The 22104-nt window shown below is 61.6% G+C and carries 20 protein-coding genes; 15 read left to right on the top strand and 5 right to left on the bottom strand.

Translation table 11 applies throughout. From position 1 onward, the window contains the following. Position 1: 1 nt before the first annotated feature. Together ACQ7C1_RS06640 and ACQ7C1_RS06635 are read right to left on the bottom strand one after the other, a co-directional pair. The gene (locus ACQ7C1_RS06640; protein WP_430957724.1) at positions 2–496 is read right to left on the bottom strand and encodes a cupin domain-containing protein; all 495 of its coding nucleotides are present in this window, start codon (positions 494–496) and stop codon (positions 2–4) included. Positions 497–665: 169 nt separating this feature from the next. After that, complete coding sequence (locus tag ACQ7C1_RS06635) at positions 666–1025, bottom strand: hypothetical protein (protein ID WP_430957723.1); 360 nt, start codon at positions 1023–1025, stop codon at positions 666–668. 346 nt (positions 1026–1371) lie between these two features. Between ACQ7C1_RS06635 and ACQ7C1_RS06630 the strand changes: the two genes are divergently transcribed. From ACQ7C1_RS06630 to ACQ7C1_RS06620, 3 genes are all read left to right on the top strand, one after another. After that, entirely contained in the window at positions 1372–1827 is a 456-nt protein-coding gene (locus tag ACQ7C1_RS06630) for a 6,7-dimethyl-8-ribityllumazine synthase (protein WP_011424856.1), read from the top strand. 3 nt (positions 1828–1830) lie between these two features. Continuing rightward, positions 1831–2313 carry a transcription antitermination factor NusB gene (gene nusB, locus ACQ7C1_RS06625; protein WP_064706868.1) on the top strand — a complete coding sequence of 161 codons (483 nt, stop codon included), beginning with the start codon at positions 1831–1833 and terminating at the stop codon, positions 2311–2313. A 197-nt stretch (positions 2314–2510) separates the two neighbouring features. Then, positions 2511–4649, top strand: a complete 2139-nt coding sequence (locus ACQ7C1_RS06620) for a sodium-translocating pyrophosphatase (RefSeq protein ID WP_430957722.1) — start codon at positions 2511–2513, stop codon at positions 4647–4649. Positions 4650–4946: 297 nt separating this feature from the next. On the opposite strand, the gene ACQ7C1_RS06615 is transcribed toward ACQ7C1_RS06620, so the two are convergent. Further along, entirely contained in the window at positions 4947–5480 is a 534-nt protein-coding gene (locus tag ACQ7C1_RS06615; RefSeq protein ID WP_085777720.1) for an outer membrane protein assembly factor BamE, read from the bottom strand. 187 nt (positions 5481–5667) lie between these two features. Between ACQ7C1_RS06615 and ACQ7C1_RS06610 the strand changes: the two genes are divergently transcribed. The 6 genes from ACQ7C1_RS06610 to ACQ7C1_RS06585 all read left to right on the top strand — a co-directional run bounded on the left by ACQ7C1_RS06610 (position 5668) and on the right by ACQ7C1_RS06585 (position 10100). Beyond that, positions 5668–6258 (top strand): ubiquinol-cytochrome C chaperone family protein, encoded by a 591-nt coding sequence (locus ACQ7C1_RS06610; RefSeq protein ID WP_430957721.1) that lies wholly within the window; start codon positions 5668–5670, stop codon positions 6256–6258. Between the two features lie 11 nt (positions 6259–6269). Beyond that, a complete protein-coding gene (locus tag ACQ7C1_RS06605; protein ID WP_430957720.1) occupies positions 6270–6824 on the top strand; it encodes a YceD family protein in 555 nt (184 codons plus the stop codon). 99 nt (positions 6825–6923) lie between these two features. Then, a complete protein-coding gene (gene plsX / locus ACQ7C1_RS06600) occupies positions 6924–7970 on the top strand; it encodes a phosphate acyltransferase PlsX (RefSeq protein ID WP_020920961.1) in 1047 nt (348 codons plus the stop codon). Positions 7971–7990: 20 nt separating this feature from the next. Then, positions 7991–8962 (top strand): beta-ketoacyl-ACP synthase III, encoded by a 972-nt coding sequence (locus tag ACQ7C1_RS06595; RefSeq protein ID WP_430957875.1) that lies wholly within the window; start codon positions 7991–7993, stop codon positions 8960–8962. A 106-nt stretch (positions 8963–9068) separates the two neighbouring features. After that, positions 9069–9407 (top strand): integration host factor subunit alpha, encoded by a 339-nt coding sequence (locus ACQ7C1_RS06590; protein WP_085780035.1) that lies wholly within the window; start codon positions 9069–9071, stop codon positions 9405–9407. A gap of 150 nt (positions 9408–9557) precedes the next feature. Next, complete coding sequence (locus ACQ7C1_RS06585; protein ID WP_011424865.1) at positions 9558–10100, top strand: MerR family transcriptional regulator; 543 nt, start codon at positions 9558–9560, stop codon at positions 10098–10100. Here the strand turns inward: ACQ7C1_RS06585 and ACQ7C1_RS06580 are convergent, their stop codons facing one another. Then, a complete protein-coding gene (locus ACQ7C1_RS06580) occupies positions 10101–10448 on the bottom strand; it encodes a response regulator (protein WP_097598419.1) in 348 nt (115 codons plus the stop codon). Positions 10449–10719: 271 nt separating this feature from the next. Here ACQ7C1_RS06580 and ACQ7C1_RS06575 point away from each other — a divergent pair, with 271 nt between their 5' ends. Then, positions 10720–12366, top strand: coding sequence for an ATP-binding protein (locus ACQ7C1_RS06575; protein ID WP_430957719.1), 1647 nt, complete (start codon positions 10720–10722; stop codon positions 12364–12366). Between the two features lie 36 nt (positions 12367–12402). Here ACQ7C1_RS06575 and ACQ7C1_RS06570 read toward each other — a convergent pair whose 3' ends face one another. Continuing rightward, the gene (locus tag ACQ7C1_RS06570) at positions 12403–12717 is read right to left on the bottom strand and encodes a DUF1236 domain-containing protein (RefSeq protein WP_430957718.1); all 315 of its coding nucleotides are present in this window, start codon (positions 12715–12717) and stop codon (positions 12403–12405) included. Between the two features lie 322 nt (positions 12718–13039). Here ACQ7C1_RS06570 and bcsN point away from each other — a divergent pair, with 322 nt between their 5' ends. Genes bcsN through ACQ7C1_RS06545 form a run of 5 tightly spaced genes read left to right on the top strand, consistent with a single transcriptional unit; the run spans position 13040 to position 22100 of the window. Beyond that, positions 13040–14020: a cellulose biosynthesis protein BcsN gene (bcsN, locus tag ACQ7C1_RS06565; protein WP_430957717.1), complete on the top strand. Its 981-nt coding sequence runs from the start codon at positions 13040–13042 to the stop codon at positions 14018–14020. Between the two features lie 55 nt (positions 14021–14075). Then, the gene (bcsA, locus tag ACQ7C1_RS06560; RefSeq protein ID WP_430957716.1) at positions 14076–16268 is read left to right on the top strand and encodes a UDP-forming cellulose synthase catalytic subunit; all 2193 of its coding nucleotides are present in this window, start codon (positions 14076–14078) and stop codon (positions 16266–16268) included. Beyond that, on the top strand, positions 16265–18697 hold the full coding sequence (locus ACQ7C1_RS06555; RefSeq protein WP_430957715.1) for a cellulose biosynthesis cyclic di-GMP-binding regulatory protein BcsB: 2433 nt from the start codon (positions 16265–16267) through the stop codon (positions 18695–18697). Before bcsA ends, ACQ7C1_RS06555 begins: the two co-directional genes overlap by 4 nt. Beyond that, complete coding sequence (locus ACQ7C1_RS06550) at positions 18694–19740, top strand: glycosyl hydrolase family 8 (protein ID WP_430957714.1); 1047 nt, start codon at positions 18694–18696, stop codon at positions 19738–19740. Before ACQ7C1_RS06555 ends, ACQ7C1_RS06550 begins: the two co-directional genes overlap by 4 nt. Continuing rightward, positions 19737–22100, top strand: a complete 2364-nt coding sequence (locus ACQ7C1_RS06545; RefSeq protein WP_430957713.1) for a cellulose synthase — start codon at positions 19737–19739, stop codon at positions 22098–22100. Before ACQ7C1_RS06550 ends, ACQ7C1_RS06545 begins: the two co-directional genes overlap by 4 nt. Positions 22101–22104 lie beyond the last annotated feature (4 nt).

Raw genomic sequence — 22104 nt, 5'->3', positions numbered from 1 at the left:
CTCAGGCGCCGGGTTCGCCGTCCCAATAGTCGAGGCCGCCTTCCGGCCGTCCGATATGACGGAAGCGCCCGGCCTTCCGATTGGTCTTGGCGAGGAACTTTCCGGAATCGGGATATTCGACGATTTCGGTCTTCGCCATCGTCGAGATGCCGAGATAGACGAGGGTGGCCGTGCCGGTGTTGATGATCTGGTGCGCCGTTTCCGGTCCGCCCGCCGGTGCGCCGAGCACGTCGCCTGCCTTGATCGGCTGGCGCTCGTCACCGAAACGGTATTCGCCGGTGCCTGCGATTACGTAGAACAGCTCGTCTTCGACATGGTGATTGTGGAAGGGGCAGCTCGATTTTCCGGATGGCACCTCATTGTAGCTGATGCCGAGGCCCCTCAGGCCGAGCAGCGCTCCGAAGGAGACGTCGGCGCCTTCGTAGAGTTCGCCCTGTTTCCAGTGGTCGAGCTTGAGATCAGCGATATTGATCACCGCTTTCGATTCCGCCGCCATGATGTTCTCCTGTTGCAGGAAGAGAAACTATCATCTTGCCGGAAAATTCAATGGCAATCGCGCGCTGATCCGGGAAAATCCTCGGCATGGGCGGAGAGGAGAACGCCTCCCATGCTTCGAGCGCCGCGCTTCGGATGGATGCGCCGGACGCTCTGTTGCTGTCGTGACCTCAGCGGACGTAGAAGGTCACGCTTCCGTCCGCCGCCTGTTCGGCATTGACGATGTTGCGGACATCAACCCCCTCGTTGTTCAGACGGTGTGCAAGCGATCTGTTGGCATCGATCGAGGCCTGGATGCCGCGTATGGCCTGGCCGGAGCGTTCCGGGGCCGAGCGCGGACCTGTCGTCTCATCGTCGAGATTGTGCCAGTTGCGGACCTGCTCGACATTGAAGTTATTGCCCCGGAAGGTCCTGAGCGTCTGCTCGATGCCTTGGGCGGAGTTCATTCCGAAGCTCTCGGCCCGGCTGACGCCGGCAAATGCGAGAGAGGAGAGGGCTGCGGCGATGGTGATTGTGACAACGCGGTTCATGATTTAATCCTTTCATCTGCTTTGACGGTCGGCTGTCGTGCAGGGGATCGTCGTGCGTCACGATAAGGAGTTGGCGTCGCCGTTTTCGCCATTCAATAGGTTAAGTCACTGAAAGCGCATTAAAAATTCTTCATGAAAACGGCCTTCGAATTGCCGTTTTCCGCGCTTCCGGAAAAGCGGATTTCGGAGGCTTGGCCGGCTCGGCAGGGATGGTGCGGCTATCCCCTTGTCGATATTTCCTCTTTCGCAGTTGCGGCACCGGCCGAAAGTGCTTGCCATTCCGATGAAGGCATGTTTTGACCGCGGGCTGTCGAGTGGAAAAAGTGCCGCCAACCGAAGGTAAACAATGTCGAGAGAGACCGCTCCCCATATTTTGATCGTCGAGGCCCGCTTCTATGACGACATGGCCGATGCGCTGCTCGAAGGCGCGACCTTTGCGCTCGAGCAGGCCGGCGCCACCTATGAGGTCGTCACCGTTCCCGGCGCGTTGGAAATTCCAGCGGCGATTGCCATGGCGCTCGATGGGGACGACAATGGCGGCACGCATTATGACGGCTATGTCGCTCTCGGCATGGTCATTCGCGGCGAGACCTACCATTTCGATATCGTATCGAACGAATCCTCGCGCGCTCTGATGGACCTCGCGGTTAGTGAATCCCTTGCCATCGGCAACGGCATTCTGACCGTAGAAAATGACGAACAGGCTTGGGCGCGCGCCCGCCGTTCGGACAAGGACAAGGGCGGGTTTGCCGCTCGTGCCGCTCTGACGATGATCGCGCTGAAGCAGAAACTGGGTGCATAACGAATGAACGACGACAAGACGGAACGGCCGGTCAAGACTGCGAACCAGCGGGGCGCTGCCCGCCTGGCGGCCGTTCAGGCGCTTTATCAGATGGATGTCGGTGGCACCGGCGTTCTGGAAATCGTCGCTGAATACGAGGCGCACCGCCTCGGCCAGGAACTCGACGGCGCGACCTATCTGAAGGCTGATGCCGCCTGGTTCCGCTCGATCGTCTCCGGCGTCGTGCGTGATCAGGTCCGTCTAGATCCGCTAATTGCTGCAGCGCTGCAGGATGATTGGGCGCTGTCGCGCCTCGACAGCACGGTTCGCGCCATCCTGCGCGCCGGCGTCTTCGAGCTCCTCGATCGCAAGGACGTCCCGGTGGCGGTCATCGTCACTGAATATGTCGAGATCGCTCGAGCCTTTTTTGATGACGACGAGCCGAAGCTCGTCAACGCCGTACTCGACCGCATCGCCAAGCAGGTCCGCGGCGAAGCGAAGAAGTAACTCTTTAGCCGCCGAACAATCTCACCTACGTCTTTCTTCGTACCGCAATGGTTTTCGGCCTTTGCGGACTTGACGCCACGTAATCGACCACGCAATCTCCCCACCGCTTAGCTGTGCATTTCTGTGGAGAGGAAGGCGAGTCGGCGGCGTATCTGCCGGAAAAGGAGTGAGTTCCGGCCTATGGAGGAAAGAGCGAAATGACCATTCTTTTATGCGTAATCGCATGCGGTCTGCTCTCGGTGGTCTATGCCGCCTGGGCAACCCGGTCGGTGCTTGCCGCCGATCAGGGCAACAGCCGGATGCAGGAGATCGCGGGCTACATACGCGAGGGTGCCCAAGCCTACCTGACGCGCCAGTATAGAACCATTGCCATTGTCGGCGTCGTTGTTTTCATCGCAGCCTGGCTGCTTCTCTCCGCCACCGCCGCCATCGGCTTCCTGATCGGCGCAGTGCTATCCGGTGCCGCCGGTTTCATCGGCATGCACGTTTCCGTCCGTGCCAACGTGCGCACCGCGCAGGCGGCTTCTGCCAGCCTTTCCGCCGGTCTCGACATCGCCTTCAAGTCGGGTGCGATCACCGGTATGCTGGTCGCTGGCCTGGCACTGCTCGGCGTGTCCATCTATTACACAATATTGACGGTCGGGCTCGGACATGAGAGCGGCTCGCGCGAAGTCATTGACGCGCTGGTGGCGCTCGGTTTCGGCGCCTCGCTGATCTCGATTTTCGCCCGTCTCGGGGGCGGCATCTTCACCAAGGGCGCCGATGTCGGCGGCGACCTCGTCGGCAAGGTGGAGGCCGGTATCCCTGAAGACGATCCGCGCAATCCGGCAACGATCGCCGATAACGTCGGCGACAATGTCGGCGACTGCGCCGGCATGGCCGCCGACCTTTTCGAGACCTATGCGGTTTCAGTCGTCGCCACCATGGTTCTCGCAGCGATCTTCTTTGCCGGCGCGCCGATCCTCCAGTCTGCAATGGTCTATCCGCTGGCGATCTGTGGTGCCTGCATCATCACCTCGATCATCGGCACCTTCTTCGTCAAGCTCGGCTCGAACGGCTCGATCATGGGCGCACTCTATAAGGGCCTGATCGTCACCGGCCTGCTTTCCATCATCGGTCTCGGCGCGGCCACTTCGCTGACGGTCGGCTGGGGTTCGCTCGGGACCGTCGCTGGCGCCGACATATCCGGTACGAACCTCTTCATCTGCGGTCTCGTCGGCCTCGTCGTCACCGCTCTGATCGTCGTCATCACCGAATATTATACCGGCACCGGCAAGCGCCCGGTTGTTTCGATCGCCCAGTCATCAGTGACCGGCCACGGCACCAACGTCATCCAGGGTCTGGCGGTCTCGCTAGAATCGACCGCCCTGCCGGCGATCGTCATTGTCGGCGGCATTCTCGCCACTTACCAGCTCGGCGGCCTCTTCGGCACCGGCATCGCCGTCACCGCCATGCTCGGCCTTGCCGGCATGATCGTTGCGCTGGATGCTTTCGGCCCAGTCACCGACAATGCCGGCGGCATCGCCGAAATGTCGCATCTGCCGCCGGAAGTCCGCAAGTCGACCGACGCGCTCGACGCCGTCGGCAACACCACCAAAGCGGTCACTAAGGGTTACGCGATCGGTTCTGCCGGTCTCGGCGCGCTGGTGCTCTTTGCCGCCTACGCCAACGACCTGCAGTATTTTGCGGCCCACGGCGACCAGTATCCCTACTTCGCCAATATCGGCACGATCTCGTTCGAACTGTCGAACCCTTACGTCGTCGCCGGCCTGCTTTTCGGCGGCTTGATTCCCTATCTGTTCGGCGGCATCGCCATGACAGCCGTCGGCCGCGCCGCCGGTTCGATCGTCGAGGAGGTTCGCCGGCAGTTCAAGATGAAGCCCGGTATCATGCAAGGCACGGAAAAACCGGATTACGGCAAGGCCGTCGACCTGCTGACCAAGGCCGCCATCCGCGAGATGATCGTGCCTTCGCTGCTGCCGGTGCTCGCTCCCGTCGTCGTTTATTTCGGCGTGCTTCTGATTTCCGGCTCCAAGGCCTCGGCCTTTGCCGCCCTCGGCGCATCGCTGCTCGGCGTCATCATCAACGGCCTCTTCGTCGCCATCTCGATGACCTCGGGCGGCGGCGCCTGGGACAATGCCAAGAAGAGCTTCGAGGACGGGTTCGTCGACAAAGACGGCGTGCGTCACATGAAGGGCTCGGATGCGCACAAGGCCTCTGTTACCGGCGATACCGTCGGTGATCCCTACAAGGATACCGCCGGCCCCGCCGTCAACCCGGCGATCAAGATCACCAACATTGTTGCGCTGCTGTTGCTTGCCATTCTCGCGGGCTGATGCCGCAACGGCGATGTGTGCAACCGGCTAGATAGTTGACCAAACACTGCCCCTCACCCTAACCCTCTCCCCGTAAAAACGGGGAGAGGGTACGTGCCATGCGAGAGGTTTGCGGGGGGTCGAGACGGTGCGGCATATCACCTTCTCCCAGTCAAAACGGGGAGAAGGTGCCGGCAGGCGGATGAGGGGCAGGCCTCGACAAATTTACTGGGCCGAGATGCGCGCCCCGGCCGAGATGACATCCACTAAAAAACCCGCCGGATCGCTCCGGCGGGTTTTTCATTGAAAGCGTGTCGATCAGCGCAGGCTGCTCGGATTTTGCGGCGTGCCACCGGCGCCGCCGCCGAACAGGCTGCGGGCAGCACTTGCTGCGCTGCCGCCGGAGAGCATCTGCTGCAGGAAGGTGAGTTCCTTGCCGCCGGTCGGCGTGACGCGCGAGATCGTATCGAAGACCTTGCCGTCCTGCAGTGTGTAATTGGCACGGCGGGTGACGACGCCGTTCTTGTCGAAGTAAATGGCCAGAACGGTCTGGTCGACGACCTTCAGCTTCTGGAAGGCGACGGCGCGCGTGCGCCGCTGCGAAATATAATAGAAGACCTCACCGTCGAAGGTCGCCGTCGTCGATGGCGTGCCGAGCGAAAGCAGGACCTGTTCGCGGCTGGAACCTTCCGGAACGAGATTGAGCGACTGCTGATCGACAACATAGCCGCCGTTGAGCACTGTGCCGGTCTGGCAGCCTGAAAGAACTGATGTGGAGGCGATTATGAAGGCAATGGCCGCGCTGCTGAAGAGTTTCATGTCAGACTTGAAATACCGTTTCTTCAACGACATCTACTCCCTTGGGTGTCGATAGCAGCCATTTTGGGCCTTGCACGCTTTCCTCCTGCAAAACCATTGTGGCCATTCCGAGTCGAGTTTCCCGAATTCGCTTCGCTGGCGCCTCGAAGGCGTCGTCCCGAAGCTGGCCACGAACGGCATTGCAATTCGCGCCTGCTTCGGTAAACCAGCTTTCGAAATCATGCAACAAGGCCGGACGCCAGCCGGCGTGAAGAATGAGGCATTTCCGGAAAAAACAATGATCCTCGGGCTCTTCCGCAAGAAAAACAACAATCAGGTGATCGTCGACAGGCAATATGCGGCGCTGACCGCAGCCGCGCGCATGCCCGATCTCTATGAGCGGCTCAATGTACCGGATACGGTCATGGGCCGCTTCGAAATGCTGTCGATCGTGATGATTCTGTTTTTTCGCCGCACGCGCGCCTCGGCCGTCAGCGGCCAGGAGATTGCCCAGGAGATCGTCGATGCCTTCTTTCAGGACATCGATTATTCGATCCGCGAGCTCGGCATCGGCGACAACAGCGTGCCGAAACGCATGAAGAAGCTCGCCGGCATGTTCTACGGCCGGCTCGAAACCTATTCGAAGGCGATGGACGCCGGCGATGCCGAAGCGCTGGCTCTTGCATTAACGCGCAATATCTATCCGGAAACCGAGACACCGGCCGATATGTCCGGCCTTGCCAGCTGGATGATCGCCGCAGAATCTCATCTGTCCGCCGTTCCGGAAGAGCTGATCGCGAGTGGTTCGGCAACGCTGCCGCCGGTCGCCTGAAGGAGGAAACGATGAAGAACGATCGGGACGATGTTCCCTTCTCCTATCACGTCAAGGTCGGCCACATCTCGGCCAATCCCGTCGAGGTTCATATCGAGGCTGATACCAGCGAGTTGAAGGCGCTTGCCGAGGCCTGGAGCGTCGTCTCCGTCGACGATCTCAGCGCCGATCTGCAGATCGCCCGCTGGAAACGCGACGGCGTGCGTGTCAAGGGTCGCGTACAGGCGAAGATCGTCCAGTCCTGCGTCGTGACGCTGGAACCGGTCGAAGCCGTGATCGACGAAAGTTTCGAGCAGATTTTCGTGCCTGAGGGTTCCAAGCTTGCACGCCAGCCCGGTAACGACGCCGGCGAGATGCTGCTCGATCCCGATGGTCCCGATCTGCCCGAGACCTTTGTCGGCGACACGATCGATGCCGGCGAGGTGGTTGCCGAATTCGCCGCTCTCGCGATCGATCCCTATCCCCGCAAGCAGGGTGTCGAGTTCAAGGGCCATATCGAGGATAGCGGCGAAAACGACAAAAAACCCTCCGCTTTCGCGGTCCTCAAGGACTGGAAAAAGGACTGAAGCATCTCTGGCATTTGACATAATTCAGTTGTATGCGACGCCAAAACCGGTATTTTGGCCCAAATTTCGCGCCTCGGCGAAAAGAAGGATCAGGGACGCGTGATCAGAATATCTCTCGACCTCATGGGTGGCGACTTTGGTCCCCAGGTTGTCATCCCCGGCGCCGCAAAGGCACTGGATCGGCATCCGGATATTTCCTTCGTTTTCTACGGTCTTAAAGAACAGTGCGATCCCTTTCTCGCCAAGTTCCCGAAACTCAAGGAAAAATCGGTCTTTCACGACTGTGAGCTTGCTGTCAGCATGGAAGAGAAGCCGAGCCAGGCGCTGCGCCGCGGCCGCTATGTCTCGACCATGTGGCGCTCGATCGAGGCGGTGAAGACGGGCGATGCCGATGTCGCTGTCTCTGCCGGCAACACCGGCGCACTGATGGCGATGGCGAAATTCTGTCTTCGCACGATGGCCAATATCGAGCGCCCGGCGATCGCGGCGATCTGGCCGACGCTGAAGGGGGAGAGCATCGTGCTCGATGTCGGTGCGACGATCGGCGCCGATGCGCAGCAACTGATGGATTTTGCGCTGATGGGCGGCGCCATGGCGCGCGCGCTTTTCGAGATCGAACGCCCGACGATAGGCCTTCTGAACGTCGGTGTCGAGGAGGTGAAAGGCCAGGAAGAGGTCAAGGAGGCCGGCCGCCTGTTGCGCGAGGCGAATATTGATTCGCTCGAATATTCCGGCTTCGTCGAGGGCAACGATCTCGGCAAGGGCACGGTCGACGTTGTCGTCACCGAAGGCTTCTCCGGCAACATCGCGCTCAAGACCGCCGAAGGTACCGCCAAGCAGATCGCCGAATATCTGCGTGCTGCCATGTCGCGCACGTTGCTCGCCCGTATCGGCTATCTCTTCGCCAAGAGCGCCTTCGATATGCTGCGCGAGAAGCTCGATCCGAGCAAGGTCAATGGCGGAGTGTTTCTCGGGCTGAACGGCATCGTCATCAAGAGCCATGGCGGCGCCAACGCCGAAGGCATCGCTGCTGCCATCGAGGTCGGTTACGACATGGCTAAGAACGGCCTCAATCAGAAAATAGAAAACGATCTTAAGAAATATCATGCCAAGCGGCTGCCTCCCATAGGCCCGGAAGCGGCATGAGCTATGGGGTTCAATCGAATATGATCCGTTCAGTGGTTCGCGGATTCGGAGCCGCACTTCCGAAGCGCGTGATGACCAATCGTGATATGGAGGCCATCGTCGATACGTCGGACGAATGGATCGTCCAGCGCACCGGCATCCGCCAGCGTTACGTAGCCGGCGACGACGAGACGACGGCCTCGCTTGGCGAAGCCGCCGCGCGTGCGGCGCTTGCCAATGGCGGCCTGACGCCTGCCGATATCGATCTTATCATCTGTGCCACCTCGACGCCGGATAACACCTTTCCGGCAACCTCGGTCAACATCCAGAGCCGTCTCGGCATGAGCCACGGTTTTGCCTTCGACGTCCAAGCCGTCTGCACCGGCTTCGTCTATGCGGTCACGACCGCCGACGCTTATATCCGCGGCGGCCTTGCAAAGCGCGTTCTCGTCATCGGTGCCGAAACTTTTTCGCGCATTCTCGACTGGAACGATCGCACCACCTGCGTGCTTTTCGGCGATGGCGCCGGCGCAATCGTGCTCGAGGCGGCAGAAGGCGAGGGGACGTCTGCCGATCGCGGTGTGCTGACCGCGCATCTGCGATCCGACGGTTCGCACAAGGACAAGCTTTATGTCGATGGCGGACCGTCGACGACGGGCAGCGTCGGCAAGCTGCGCATGGAAGGCCGCGAGGTCTTCAAATATGCAGTCGGCATGATCACCGATGTCATTCAGGCCGCTTTCGATTCGACCGGGACAACTGCCGAAGACCTCGACTGGCTGGTGCCGCACCAGGCCAATCGACGCATCATCGACGGTTCGGCGAAGAAGCTGAACATCGATGCGGACAAGGTCGTCGTCACCGTCGACCTGCATGGCAATACCTCAGCCGCCTCGATCCCGCTCGCGCTTGCGACCGCTGCCGGCGACGGCCGCATCAAAAAGGGCGACCTCGTGATGCTCGAAGCGATGGGCGGCGGCTTCACCTGGGGCGCTGTTCTGATCCGCTGGTAAGCACGAATCCTAAAAAACTGGCGGCGAACAAGAGCTTGACCGTGAGGCGCAAGACAAATACTCTTCGTTCGCTTTCAAAAAATATTTTCTAATGGGCGGGGAAACCATGACCGGAAAAACAGTGACGCGAGCAGACCTGGCGGAATCCGTTTTCCGCAAGGTTGGTCTTTCCCGGACCGAATCCGCTGAACTTGTGGAAACCGTCATCGACGAAATCTGCAACGCCATTGTGCGGGGCGAAACCGTCAAGCTTTCCTCCTTCGCCACCTTCCAGGTTCGCGATAAGAACGAGCGGATCGGCCGCAATCCGAAAACCGGCGAGGAGGTTCCGATCTCTCCGCGCCGGGTGATGACCTTCAAGGCTTCGAACGTGCTGAAGACGCGCATCCTCAAAGCGCATGTCGCCCGCAAGATCAAGCTGAAGCCGCAGAATCCGGCTCTCTGAGATCGGACTTCCTCTTCCTGGTGCAGTGTTTTTTTCTCGCGCTGATCGATCCCCTGTGCGCAACGTCGAGACATGACTTGAATTGTCGACGCCAAACCTTTGAAATATGGTGAGTCGCAGTTGGATTGAGCCTGTGAGGTTGCGTAGCATATGACGTTGGACAAGAGCCCCGATGCCTTTCGCACCATCAGCGAAGTCGCAGACGATCTTGATCTGCCGCAGCATGTGCTGCGCTTTTGGGAGACACGGTTTCCCCAGATAAAGCCGATGAAGCGCGGCGGCGGCCGTCGCTACTACCGGCCGGAGGACGTCGACCTCCTCAAGGGCATCCGGCATTTGCTCTATGATCACGGCTATACGATCAAGGGCGTGCAGAAGCTTCTGAAGACCAACGGCAACAAGTTCGTCATCTCCGTTGGCCACGGCGATCTCGCCAGTGTCGAGGCGCTTGCCTCGGGTGCGCAGGAGGCGGGCGCCGGGGAACCGCGTGTGGGCATGGCGGAGGAGGATCAGATTGTCGGCCGTGCCAAGCCGCCGATCACCCGCCGGTTCTTCAATTTCGTCGCCGGAGACGACGAGCAGCCGGAAGTCTCGATCGGCAAATCGAGCGTCGGCAAGGAAGATAGGGCGCTGCTTCAGGAGGCTCTCTACGACCTCCTGGAATGCAAGCGTCTGCTCGATCAGGTGCGCTGATTAGGTTCCGCAAAGCTGCTTCATCGCCTGTTCGAGCTCACTGAGCTGGAACGGCTTTCGCAGCACCGGGAGCGCGCTGGGGCTGCTGCCTTCCGGGGCGCTGCCATATCCCGTTGCGTAGAGATAGGGCTTGCCGCGTTCGTCAAGCAGCTTTGCGACCGGCAGCGAGCTACGGCCGGCGAGGGAGACGTCGAGGATTGCAGCGTCGAACTCCGCGTCCCTGGCGGTTGCGAGCGCCCGTTCCAGATCCGGCGCGCTCGCACGAACCCGATAGCCGAGATCGCTCAGCATGTCCTCGAGCAACATGGCGATCAGCGCATCGTCCTCGACAATGAATATGTCTTTCATGATCCCGTCCCCCCATTCCCCTGCCGGGGCACGAAGATTTATGTGGACCGCTCGCGAAGCCCGTCAAGACGCCACGCGCAGTGGTGGAAAACTTGTCGCACAAAACAGTGCAGCCGTTTTGAGACGCCGATATGTGTAAACATAAAAATCCAAGGTGCGGCAAGCGAATCTGAAAGATCGCGCCGCGCTTTGGAAACAGCATATTGCCCGGCGAAATTCGATGTGCAAAAGCTGGGATGCCGTTTCCGCGACGGCCGAGAAGGGGTGTGGAATGGATTTGTTGAGTGCCACGGATTGGCTGCGTCACAGGCCGGGCTATACCTATCCGCTGGCCGTTGCCTTCGTCGGTCTGACCTTTCTTCTAAGACTTGCCGCCAGTGATTACCTCTCCGGATTTCCTTTCCTGAGCTTCCTTCCGGCGATCCTGCTCGCAAGTTTCATGGGCGGCGCCGGGCCTGGCTTCGTGGCGGCCATGCTCGCCGGTTTCCTCGTCCAGCAGTTTTTCGTCGAGCCGCACGATGCCTTCTGGCCGGTGAGCGCCGGCCAATGGATCGGTCTTGCGACCTTTCTCATCAATGCGGTGATCATAATCGGTCTGATGGAAACGATTATTGTCGCCTATGGCAGGCAGAGTCGCCTCCGCAGCGAGCTCAACAGCTTCAATGCGCGCCTTGAGGAAACGGTGGTGCAGCGCACTGCCGAACTCAGGCATGAGATGGAAGAGAATGCCGCCGCCCAGGCGCAGGTGCGACAGTTGCAGAAGATGGAGACGATCGGTCAGCTCACGGGCGGGGTCGCCCATGATTTCAACAATATGCTGGCAATCATCATCGGCAATCTCGATCTCGCTCAGCGGCGGATGACCGGACACGAGGATCCGCGCCTGCTGAACTCCCTTCAGAACGCCAGAGACGGCGCCCAGCGAGCCGCGGTATTGACCGCACGTCTTCTGGCCTTCTCTCGTCAGCAGCCGCTGGCCCCGGAGATGATCGACGTCAACAAGCTGGTTGGCGGCATGTCGGAGTTGCTGCGGCGCACGCTCGGCGAACATATCCGAATCGAGACCGTGCTTGCCGGTGGCCTCTGGCCGACGTTCGCCGATCTCAGCCAACTCGAAAACGCCATGCTGAACCTTGCCGTTAATGCGCGCGACGCCATGCCCGGCGGCGGTCATCTGACGATCGAGACCGCCAACACCGAACTTGACGAGCGATATTCGCGCATGCATTCGGAGGTCGAGGCGGGCCAGTATGTGATGATCAGTATCACCGACACCGGCATCGGGATGTCGGCCGATGTAATCGACCGTGCCTTCGACCCGTTTTACACCACCAAAGGACCCGGCAAGGGAACTGGTCTCGGGCTGAGCCAAGTCTACGGCTACATCAAACAGAGCGGCGGCCACATCAAGATCTATTCGGAGATCGACCGGGGGACGACGGTGAAGATCTATCTGCCGCGTCATGTCGGCAAGGCGGATGCTCGCCTGGCCGCCGTCGGCGCCCAGCCGATTCCTCAGGGAAGCGTTAACGATACTGTCCTGGTGGTGGAAGACGACGAACATGTCCGCACCATGACCGCCGAAAGCCTCCACGAACTCGGTTACAGCGTATTGCAGGCGGCAAGCGGCGTGGAGGCGCTTCTCCTTTTGGAGGAGAACCCCGACGTCGATCTGATCTTCACCGATATTGTTATGCCGCAGATGAGCGGACGTCAGCTTGCTGATGCCGTTCAAGAAAAATGGCCGGCGATCCGGATTCTTTACACCACGGGTTACACGCGCAATGCCATCGTCCACAATGGCGTGCTCGACCACGGCGTCTCGCTGCTCGCCAAGCCATTCAGCCTGGAGCAACTCGCCCATAAGATCCGTGAACTCTTGAACGTGCCGGTGAGCGCGGGAGATGAGGGGACGTGAAGTCGTACAGGACTATGCGTCTCCAGCCCCAATCCCTTATTCGAGAACCTGGATCACGCGGTGTGTCTTCGGCTCGACGATCACGCGCCGCTCGTTGACAACGGTGTAGGCATAGCCGTCGACATTGGGCACGGTATGGACTTCAATAGTATCCGGCAGCGTCGCGCCAACCGTGATTTCGCCGTCATAGACGACGGATGGCGTGTTTTGCTCCATGACATAGGTGCGCACCTCGCCGGGTAGGACGACGGAACCGGTTGGTGCGGGATCGGTGACAACCACCGTGCTCTGTGCGAAGGCGGCCGAGCAGATGGTCAGCATGGCGGCCGTAGCCAGTATGATCTTACGCATGGGATAATCTCCTTTTTGAACTCTGGACATCAAGGCAACGCCGGCCATACCGCATAGTTCCGCTACCGCCTTGGCGTCGTGGGAGAAGAAGCCGGCGCGCCGATTGTTTGTTGCTAAACCGGTTTATGCACCATACGGTTGAGCTGTCCGAATCACGTTCAATACGAGTCGTCTGGTGGCATCAGGGTCGGGCTCTTTACTCTTCGTTAACCGTGTTGGCGATTTATGTCAGGTGAACGGCCGGGTGGCCGTTGATTCGACGGTCCGTCGCGTTTCGGTCTGCGAATGGATATCTGGAAAGACGATTACGGCGGCTCGAGACATGCGCTTGGGGAAGACGATATCGCTGCTGGCCGTGGCGGGTCTGATGGCCGGCTGCACGTCGACAGGCGGTGTGCGACAGCCTTCCGGACCGGAGACCGTGGCGCCTGAAAAGGCGCTGGTCCTCCCGCCGCCGGGCGGGCCGTCGATTGTCAACGTCGTCGAGCGCAAGCGCGGCAATGGCGTCGAGCAGACGATCTCGCTGTTGACCTCATCTTCCGTACCCGGCCAGAATTTTCTGAAAGCCGAGTTCTTCGGTGCTTCCGGGGCCAATCCCGGGATGGGCAATGCCAGCTTCAGCATGATCAACGAGAGCGGCATTGCCCGCGAGGTGGCCCGTTCAGCTCCCGGCGTGCCGATGGCGACATCGGCGACCTTCCTGCAGAACGCCTATGGCCCCTTCGGCTATGCTTCCGGCCGCAGCCGCGCCGGCGATACCTGCATCTATGCCTGGCAGCAGATCCGCTCGAGCGCGGCCGCCAATACCCAGGCGCGCAATTTCGGCATGATCCAGCTGCGCCTGCGCCTGTGCGATGCTCGCGCAACCGAGCGCCAACTGCTCGGAATCGTCTACGGCTATACCATCACCGGCACCTTCGACGGCCCGACCTGGAATCCGTACGGTAACCCGCCCCCCGCCAGCGCGGCGCTCGGTCGTACCGGTGAACCGATCTATCCCGATGAGGGCGGATATCGCGCCAGCCCGATGCCGATCGGCTATGAGCCGGCGCCTGCCGTAGTCCGCCTGCCGCGGACAGCTCCGGTTCGCAGCACCCCAAGCCAGCAACCGGCGCAGGACGCCGCGCCCTTGCCGACGCCGATCGGTCCGCGCGTGCCGCTGCCGAACGAGGCGCCACAGACGAGTGCCGCGCCGGATCCGGCCGCCGCGCCGCTGGAACAATCGGCAAGTGCGATCGGCGTCACGGTGCCCTCGCCGGATTGCATAGGCGACGCGGCCATGACGACCGCCTGCCGGAGATAATGAGTGCCCGGAGCGCCGGGTGGCGCCCCGGTTGAGCAATTTCGAAGGAACGTCGATGCGCAAAGCCCGCAGTGTCTTCATATGGGCCGTTGTTTCGCTCTGCATGATCGTGCTGATCACTCTGCCGGTTAATCTGCAGACCCAGCTCATCACCAGCATTACGGTCGTCTCGGTGATGGCGCTCATTAAGATTCTGAAGGGCGAGGGGACATGGCGCTTGGTGGCGCTTGCCTTCGGAACGTCGATCGTGCTGCGCTACGTCTATTGGCGCACCACCAACACCCTGCCGCCGCTGAACCAGCCTGAGAATTTCATTCCCGGCTTGCTGCTCTACCTTGCCGAAATGTACAGCGTCGCGATGCTGGCGCTCAGCCTTTTCATCGTCGCCACACCGCTTCCGTCGCGCCCATCGCGAGCCGCCAATCCTGGGCGTTTGCCCCATGTCGATGTGTTCGTGCCTTCTTATAACGAGGATGCCGGCCTTCTCGGAAACACGCTGGCTGCCGCCAAGGCGATGGACTATCCGGCCGACAAGCTGCATGTCTGGCTGCTCGACGACGGCGGCACCATGCAGAAGCGCAATTCCGGCAAGTTGCTCGAGGCCCAGGCGGCGGCGGCCCGCCATGTCGAGCTGAAGCAGCTCTGCCAGGATCTTGACGTCACCTATCTCACGCGCGACCGCAACGAACATGCCAAGGCCGGCAATCTCAACAACGGCATGAAACATTCGACCGGCGAACTCATCGCCGTCTTCGACGCGGACCACGCGCCGGCTCGCGATTTCCTGCTCGAGACGGTCGGCTATTTCGAAGACGACCCGAAGCTCTTTCTCGTCCAGACCCCGCATTTCTTCATCAATCCCGATCCGCTCGAACGCAATCTCCGCACTTTCGAAAAAATGCCGAGCGAGAATGAGATGTTCTACGGCATCATTCAGCGCGGCCTCGACAAATGGAATGCCGCCTTTTTCTGCGGCTCGGCTGCAGTCTTGAGCCGCAAGGCGCTCGAATCCCAGAACGGTTTTTCGGGCATCAGCATTACCGAGGATTGCGAGACGGCGCTGGCTCTCCATGGCAGCGGCTGGAACAGCATCTATGTCGACAAGCCGCTGATCGCCGGGCTGCAACCGGCCACCTTCGCAAGCTTCATCGGCCAGCGCAGCCGGTGGGCGCAGGGCATGATGCAGATCCTGCGCTTCCGCTTCCCGCTTCTGAAGCGCGGCCTGTCGATCCCGCAGCGCCTGTGCTACATGTCATCCACGCTTTTCTGGCTCTTCCCGTTCCCGCGCACGATCTTCCTGTTTGCGCCGCTCTTCTACCTGTTCTTCGACCTGGAAATTTTCACGGCCTCCGGCGGCGAATTCCTTGCCTATACGCTTGCCTTTATGCTCGTGAATCTGATGATGCAGAACTACCTCTACGGATCCTTCCGCTGGCCTTGGATTTCCGAGCTTTACGAATATGTCCAGACGGTACATCTGCTGCCGGCCGTCGTCTCGGTCATGCTCAATCCGCGGAAGCCGACCTTCAAGGTTACCGCCAAGGATGAATCGATCGCCGTCAGCCGCCTGTCTGAGATCAGCCGTCCTTTCTTCGTAATCTTTGCGGTACAGATCATCGCGCTCGTCATCACCTTCTACAGGATTTATGCCGAGCCCTATAAGGCCGACGTTACGCTTGTCGTCGGCGGGTGGAACATTATCAATCTGATCATGGCCGGCTGCGCACTCGGCGTCGTATCGGAACGTGGCGAGCGCGCTTTGTCCCGCCGCGTTCGCGTCAACCGGCGCTGCGAGTTTTACGCCAACGGCAAGTGGTATGCGGCCTCGATCGAGGACGTCTCCGTCCATGGCGCAAGGCTGCATATCTTCAACAAGCATCTCGATGAACTGCTCGTCGGCGCCCCCGGCGAGATGCGCTTCCGGCCCTATAGCGGTGCAGATCTGGAAACCCTGCCGCTGATCGTCCGCAACATCGAGCCATCAGGCGATATCAGCAATGTCGGCTGCCAGTACGTGCCGAAAAGCGCGCTTGATCATCGCCTGATCGCCGATCTGATGTTTGCCAATTCCGATCAGTGGACCCAGTTCCAGGAATCTCGGCGCCGCAATCCGGGCCTCATTCGCGGCACCATCTGGTTTCTCGGCCTGTCCCTCTATCAGACCAGCCGCGGCCTGGTTTACCTCTTCCGCAGCATGCGGCCGGAGCGGGAGGCGCAGCAGCGAGCGGCAAAGGTCAATGCCGGATGAGAAAGATCGTCGCCGCCGCGCTCCTCCTGTTGCATACCCCCGCTGTCACCCAGGCGCAGACGGCGCCCTTCGACATGTCCGGCGAGCGGCCGCCCGGCGCGTCCACCGCCCCGAGATTGACGCCGCCCGCTCCGCCTGCAGCAACGTCGCCGGCACCCGTCACGCCACCCATTTCCGTAGCGCCCGCGCCCGCTCCTGCGCCGATCACTGTCGTGCCGCAGCCGGCGACGGCGGCGCCCCGGCCCGGGGCGGCGGCGAATGCCGCTTCGCAGCCGCGCCACCGCGATATCAGGCGTTATCTAGTGCCCTTTTCGAAATTCAGCCTCAGCGGCGAATATGACCGCCGGTCATGGTCTGTCTATCTGACGCCCGAGCAGGCGGCGGCCAAGGCAAGTTTCACCTTCGCCTATCAGAATTCGATCGTCGTCGCGCCGGAAGCCTCCGCGCTGACCGTCTATCTCAACAATCGTCCGATCGGGCAGCAGCGGGTCAGCTCGGCGGACGGCTCTTCCGCCGTCACTTTCGAAGTTCCCTCCGGCCTGTTGCAGCCGGGCGCCAATCTCGTGACCTTCCAGGCAGAGCAGCGCCATCGCACCGACTGCAGCATCCAGTCCACCTATGAATTATGGTCGAATATCGATCCGGCCGGAACCTATCTGAGCTTTGCCGGCGGGAATGCCGCGGAGCTTTCGAGCGCCGACGCGATCCGCGCCATCGGCGTCGATGGCGCGGGCAGGACGGAGTTCGATATCGTCGTCCCGGCGCTGGAGCAGCCGGGGACGACCAAGCCGTTGTTGCGGCTGGCACAGGGCCTGTCAGTGCTGAGCAGCATGCCGAACCAGATATTTGCCTTCAGCACCGCCTCCCTTCCGGCCGCCGGTCCTGGCAAGCTCGGTGTGCTCGTCGGGACCGCCGCGGAGCTGCGGCCGTTCTTTCCCGGCCTGCCGCCCGGGGCCGAAAGCGCGCCGCTCGCCGCTTTCGTGGCCGATCCGCGCAGCGGCTCGCCGGTGCTTCTGATCAGCGGCCCCTCGTGGCAAGCAGTCTCTTCCGCGATCGATACCATCGTTTCGCCGACTGACAGGTCCGCGGACGTCCGCCGCGATGAGCTGACCACCGAGCGCTGGAGCGCGCCGAATGCGCCACTGGTCTTTTCCGACACCAGCATCGCCCTCTCGCAACTCGGCGTGAAGACCACGGAATTTTCCGGCCGGCGGTTCCGCACCAGCTTCAATGTCGCCGTGCCGGCCGACTTCTATGCCAATGCCTATGGCGAGGCCAAGGTGCTGCTCGACGCCGCCTATACTGACAATGTGCTTCCCGGCAGCCATATCGATATCTACGTCAACGACAACATCGCCTCCACCGTGCCGCTTGCTTCAACCACCGGCGGCATTCTCCGTCATCTGCCGATCCGCGTGACGATGCGCCACTTCAAACCCGGCCTCAATACGATTGCGATCGAGACGATCCTGATGACGAAGGACGATGCCGCTTGTGCTCCGGGTGCTACCGCCGGTGCCAATCCCCGTTTTGCCCTGTTCGATACCTCCGAAGTGCACATTCCGGATTTTGCCCGCGTCGGGCAGCGTCCGAACTTGGCCGCAATGTCCGGCACAGCTTATCCCTATGGCCGGGCGACGGAACCGACGCCGCTCTTCATCGATCGCGTCGATGCCGATACGCTTTCGGCCGCCGCTACGCTGCTCGGTCAGATGGCGGTGATGGCCGGTCATCCGATCGCCGTCGAAACCGTGGCCTCGCCGAATACGATCGGCGATCGGGACGCCATCTTCATCGGCTCGATTTCGCAGATGCCGGCAACCGCGTTGACGCAGGCCAACATCTCGACGGCGAGCCAAGCCTCGTGGCGTCCGGTGGCCGACACGCAGCCAGGCGTCGTTGATACCGGCACGGCCTTCGAGGAGTGGAATTCCAAGGTGAGCGGCGGTATCTTGCGCAGCCGCATCACTGCCTTCCGTGAATGGCTGGGGCGCAATTTCGACATCACCCGCAGTTCGCTGCAGTTCATCCCCGGGGCCGAGACGGTCTTCACCCCCTCCAACGCCGACACGCTCGTGGTTGCGCAAGGCCACAGCCCCCTGGGAGAGGGTTCGTGGACCGTGGTGGCGGCACCCTCGGCAAGGGATCTGCGCGAAGGGCTCGAAGTGCTGACCGGTCAGTTGAACTGGCCGCAGATGTCAGGCCATATCACCACCTATTCGAGCAAGACGGGCAAGATCGAGGCGGTGCCCGTCACCCGCTTCGATTTCGTCCCATCCACGCCTTGGTCGATCGCCAATTGCCGCTTGATCGCCGCCAATTGGTTGTCGACGAATATCCTCTCCTATGCTTCGCTGCTCGTCGTCTTCGTGCTGCTGATCGGCGTCGCTACCTCGCGCATGCTCAAAACGCTGGGCCGGTCCAAATGAGGTGGTGGCGCGTGCTTCTGCTTGCGGCGACGGTTACATTCGCCCCCGCAAGCCCATCCGCCGCTGCACAGCAGGCGATGATCAATGCCGATGCGTGGTCTGCCTATAAGGCGAAGTTTCTCGATGCGAGTGGCCGGATCATCGATAACGGCAACGGCAATATCAGCCATAGCGAAGGACAGGGCTATGGCATGCTGCTCGCTTATCTCTCGGCGAGCCCCGCGGATTTCGAGCAGATCTGGTATTTTACCCGTACCGAGCTGCTGTTGCGCGACGATGGCTTGGCCGTCTGGAAATGGGATCCGAACGTCAAGCCGCACGTGACCGACACCAATAATGCCACGGATGGCGACATGCTGATCGCCTATGCCCTGGCGCTTGCCGGCACCGCATGGAAGCGCAACGACTATATCCTCGCCGCCTCCCGCATGGCGCAGGCGCTGCTTGCGAAGGCCATCGTCCACTCGGCGGGCCGGACGCTGCTGATGCCGGGCAGCGAAGGTTTTGGCGCCGCCGATCGTGACGACGGCCCCGTCGTCAATCCTTCCTACTGGATTTACGAGGCAATGCCTGTCATGGCAGCGCTTGCTCCCTCCGATGCCTGGAAAGAGCTGTCGGACGATGGCGTGGCGCTGTTGAAGACGATGCAATTCGGTCCGCGCAAGCTTCCTGCCGAATGGGTCAGCCTTAGTGGCCCACCGCGACCGGCAGAAGGTTTCGACGCCGAATTTGCCTATAATGCCCTTCGCATCCCGCTCTATCTCGCGCGCGGCGGCATCACAGACAAGGCGCTGTTGAACCGCATGCGAATGGGGATGTCGCAGAATGGCATTCCGGCCACGATCGATCTGACCACAGGCCGGCCGAAGACCGTGTTGCTGGATCCGGGTTATAGAATTGTTAACGATGTTGTGGCCTGTGTAGTCGACGGGACCAGGCTGCCGGTCTCGGCTCTGCAATTTGCACCCACGCTCTATTATCCGGCCACGCTTCAATTGCTGGGGCTGGCCTTTATCGGGGAGAAGCATCCGGAGTGTCTGTGAAAGCTTCTCTCGTGGCGATGTCAGCGGCAGTCGTGGTGGCGACCCTCGTCACCGGACTGAAGGATCGTGGCGCCCTGCAGCAAAAGCTCGGGCTTGGCTCCGCAGACAGGCCGGGGCCGGAGCTGTTGATGATGGGCCGCATTAAGCCGGATGAAGCTCCCGCGGGCAATTCCGAATTCAATCCCGAGACCGTCGCCGACAGGATCGAAGCGATCACTTCGTCACCGGCACCGGGCAGCGGTGAGTCGAATGTCGCTGCAGAGCAGCCGGCAGCACCGCAACCCGATGCGCCTCAGACAGCTGCGGAGCCGGCCCCGGTCGCGCCGCCGATCGTTTCCGAACCGCCGGCGCCTCAAAAGGCCGCGGCGTCCGCGCCGCCTGCCGTCGATGAAAGCGCGCTTCGTTATTTTGCCAGCCGGGGCGACAAAGTGCGCCTGCAGGCCGAAATCTCTCGGCTTCAGGCGCTTTATCCCAACTGGGTTCCGCCGGCCGATCCGCTCGCGGTGCCGCAAAACGGCGACAAGCAGCTCGAGGCCATGTGGAAGCTTTATTCCGATGGCCGCTATGCCGAGTTGCGCAAAGCGATCGCTGACCGTCAGGCCGCCGACGCCGGATGGCAGCCGCCGGCCGATCTGCTCGAGCGGCTTGGTGTCGCCGAGGCCCGCTCCCGCCTCATCAACGCTTCGGATCTCAGGCAATATGCGACCGTGGTCGATATCGCCGCGGCGACGCCGAGCCTGCTCACCTGCAGCGAGGTCGACGTGCTGTGGCGTGTCGCCGAGGCCTTCATCCGGACGGAGAGGGCGCAGCGCGGGCAGGATGGTTATGCCTATATCCTGAAGAACTGCACCGACGCTGCCGAACGGCAGGCGACGGTCGAAAAAGCCTCGACCCTGCTCGACTACCAGCTGATGCAGGCGCTGCTGGCGCTGGAAAAACCCGCTGTCGACGGCAGCAGGGAATTCGATGCAATCCGCGACAACCTTGCCCGACGTTTCGTCGCTGAAAGCAACGACGATCCGAAGCTCGCCATTGCGCCGAATTATATCGCTCACCTCGAAAAGCTCGCCGAAAGCCAGGGGCTGGCCTCCGATGCGCTGCTGCTCGGCTGGCACCAGCTTCGCCGCAACAACCTTGCCGACGCCGAAAAGTGGTTTCGTGCCGCCCGAGACAGGGAGGATACGGCGGCCGCCTCGCAGGGGTTGGCGCTGGCGCTGATCGCCCGCAAGGCGCCGCGGGAAGCCGAGGACGTGATGTTCCGCTGGCGCGCCGATTCCGATGACGCGACCGCAACCTATCTTGCCGCCACTGCCAACCTGATGGCGCTGCAACCGCCGGCCGATCTGACCGAGGACGTGCTTCATCGGATCGCAGCCGAAGTCATCGCCCGGAAATATGTGCCGACGGCGCAGCAGTTCGGCTGGTATGCCCGTTCTCTCAACCAGTTCCAGACCGCCGCGCGCTGGTTCGAGACCGCGCTGGCCTGGAAACCCGACGATGAACCGTCCGCCTATGGCCTTGCCGTCACGCGTGAGCAGCTGAACGACCGCAAGGGTGTCCTCGACCTCCAGCGCGGCTGGGCCGGCAGGTCGGCGCGAATCGCCAATCTTCAGGACACTTCCTTGCCGGGGTCGAGCGCCGATACGCAGCCCGCAAAGGCGCCGCTCGCGGCGCAGCAGCCGGGCCAGCCGGTAGAGCCGCCGCCGCGTCCGGCCGCTTCACCGGCGCCGCTTCCGGCCGAGCCGCGAACTGTGCGGCAGCCGGAACCGGAAGTCGCCATCCGCGCCGCAAGGCCGGCGTTGCAGACGGTGACTGTCGAGCGCGGTCCGCGCCAGGCGCGGGACTGCTCGACGACCATCGACGCGGGACGATTGGGGCCGGGCGAGGCGCTGTCGCGCGGCTGGTGCCTGATGGATATCAACCGGCCGATGGAGGCGGTCTCGGCCTTCGAGACGGCGTTGCAGAGCCCGGTCCGCAAGATCCGCGAAGACGCGGCCTATGGTCAGAGCCTCGCCTATCTGCGCGCCGGTCTTTCTAGCAATGCCGCCGTTGCGGCAACCAAGGCACCGCAGAGCCGCCAGCGCGCTGCCGAACTGCAGGTGGCGATCCTCGCCGATCGTGCCTTGTCGGCCTTCGACGCCGGACGTTACCGTGAAACCCTCATCTATCTCGATCAACGCGCCCAGTTGCAGCAGGAGCGCATCGATCTGATGGTTCTGCGGGGCTACTGCTATCTCAATCTGAAAATGTATGATGACGCGATGCGGATCTTCGAAGCCGCCGCCGCGACCGGCAATCGCGACGCCGCACGTGGTCTGGCCGATGTTCGCAACGTCACGCATCCCGATGTCAACGACTGACGTT

This window comes from Rhizobium sp. Nf11,1, from assembly GCF_050587665.1.
In the GTDB taxonomy this organism is placed as follows: Bacteria; Pseudomonadota; Alphaproteobacteria; order Rhizobiales; family Rhizobiaceae; genus Rhizobium.
The sequence above is the reverse complement of the archived record's forward strand: the minus strand, read 5'-3'. Positions and strand labels throughout refer to the sequence as shown.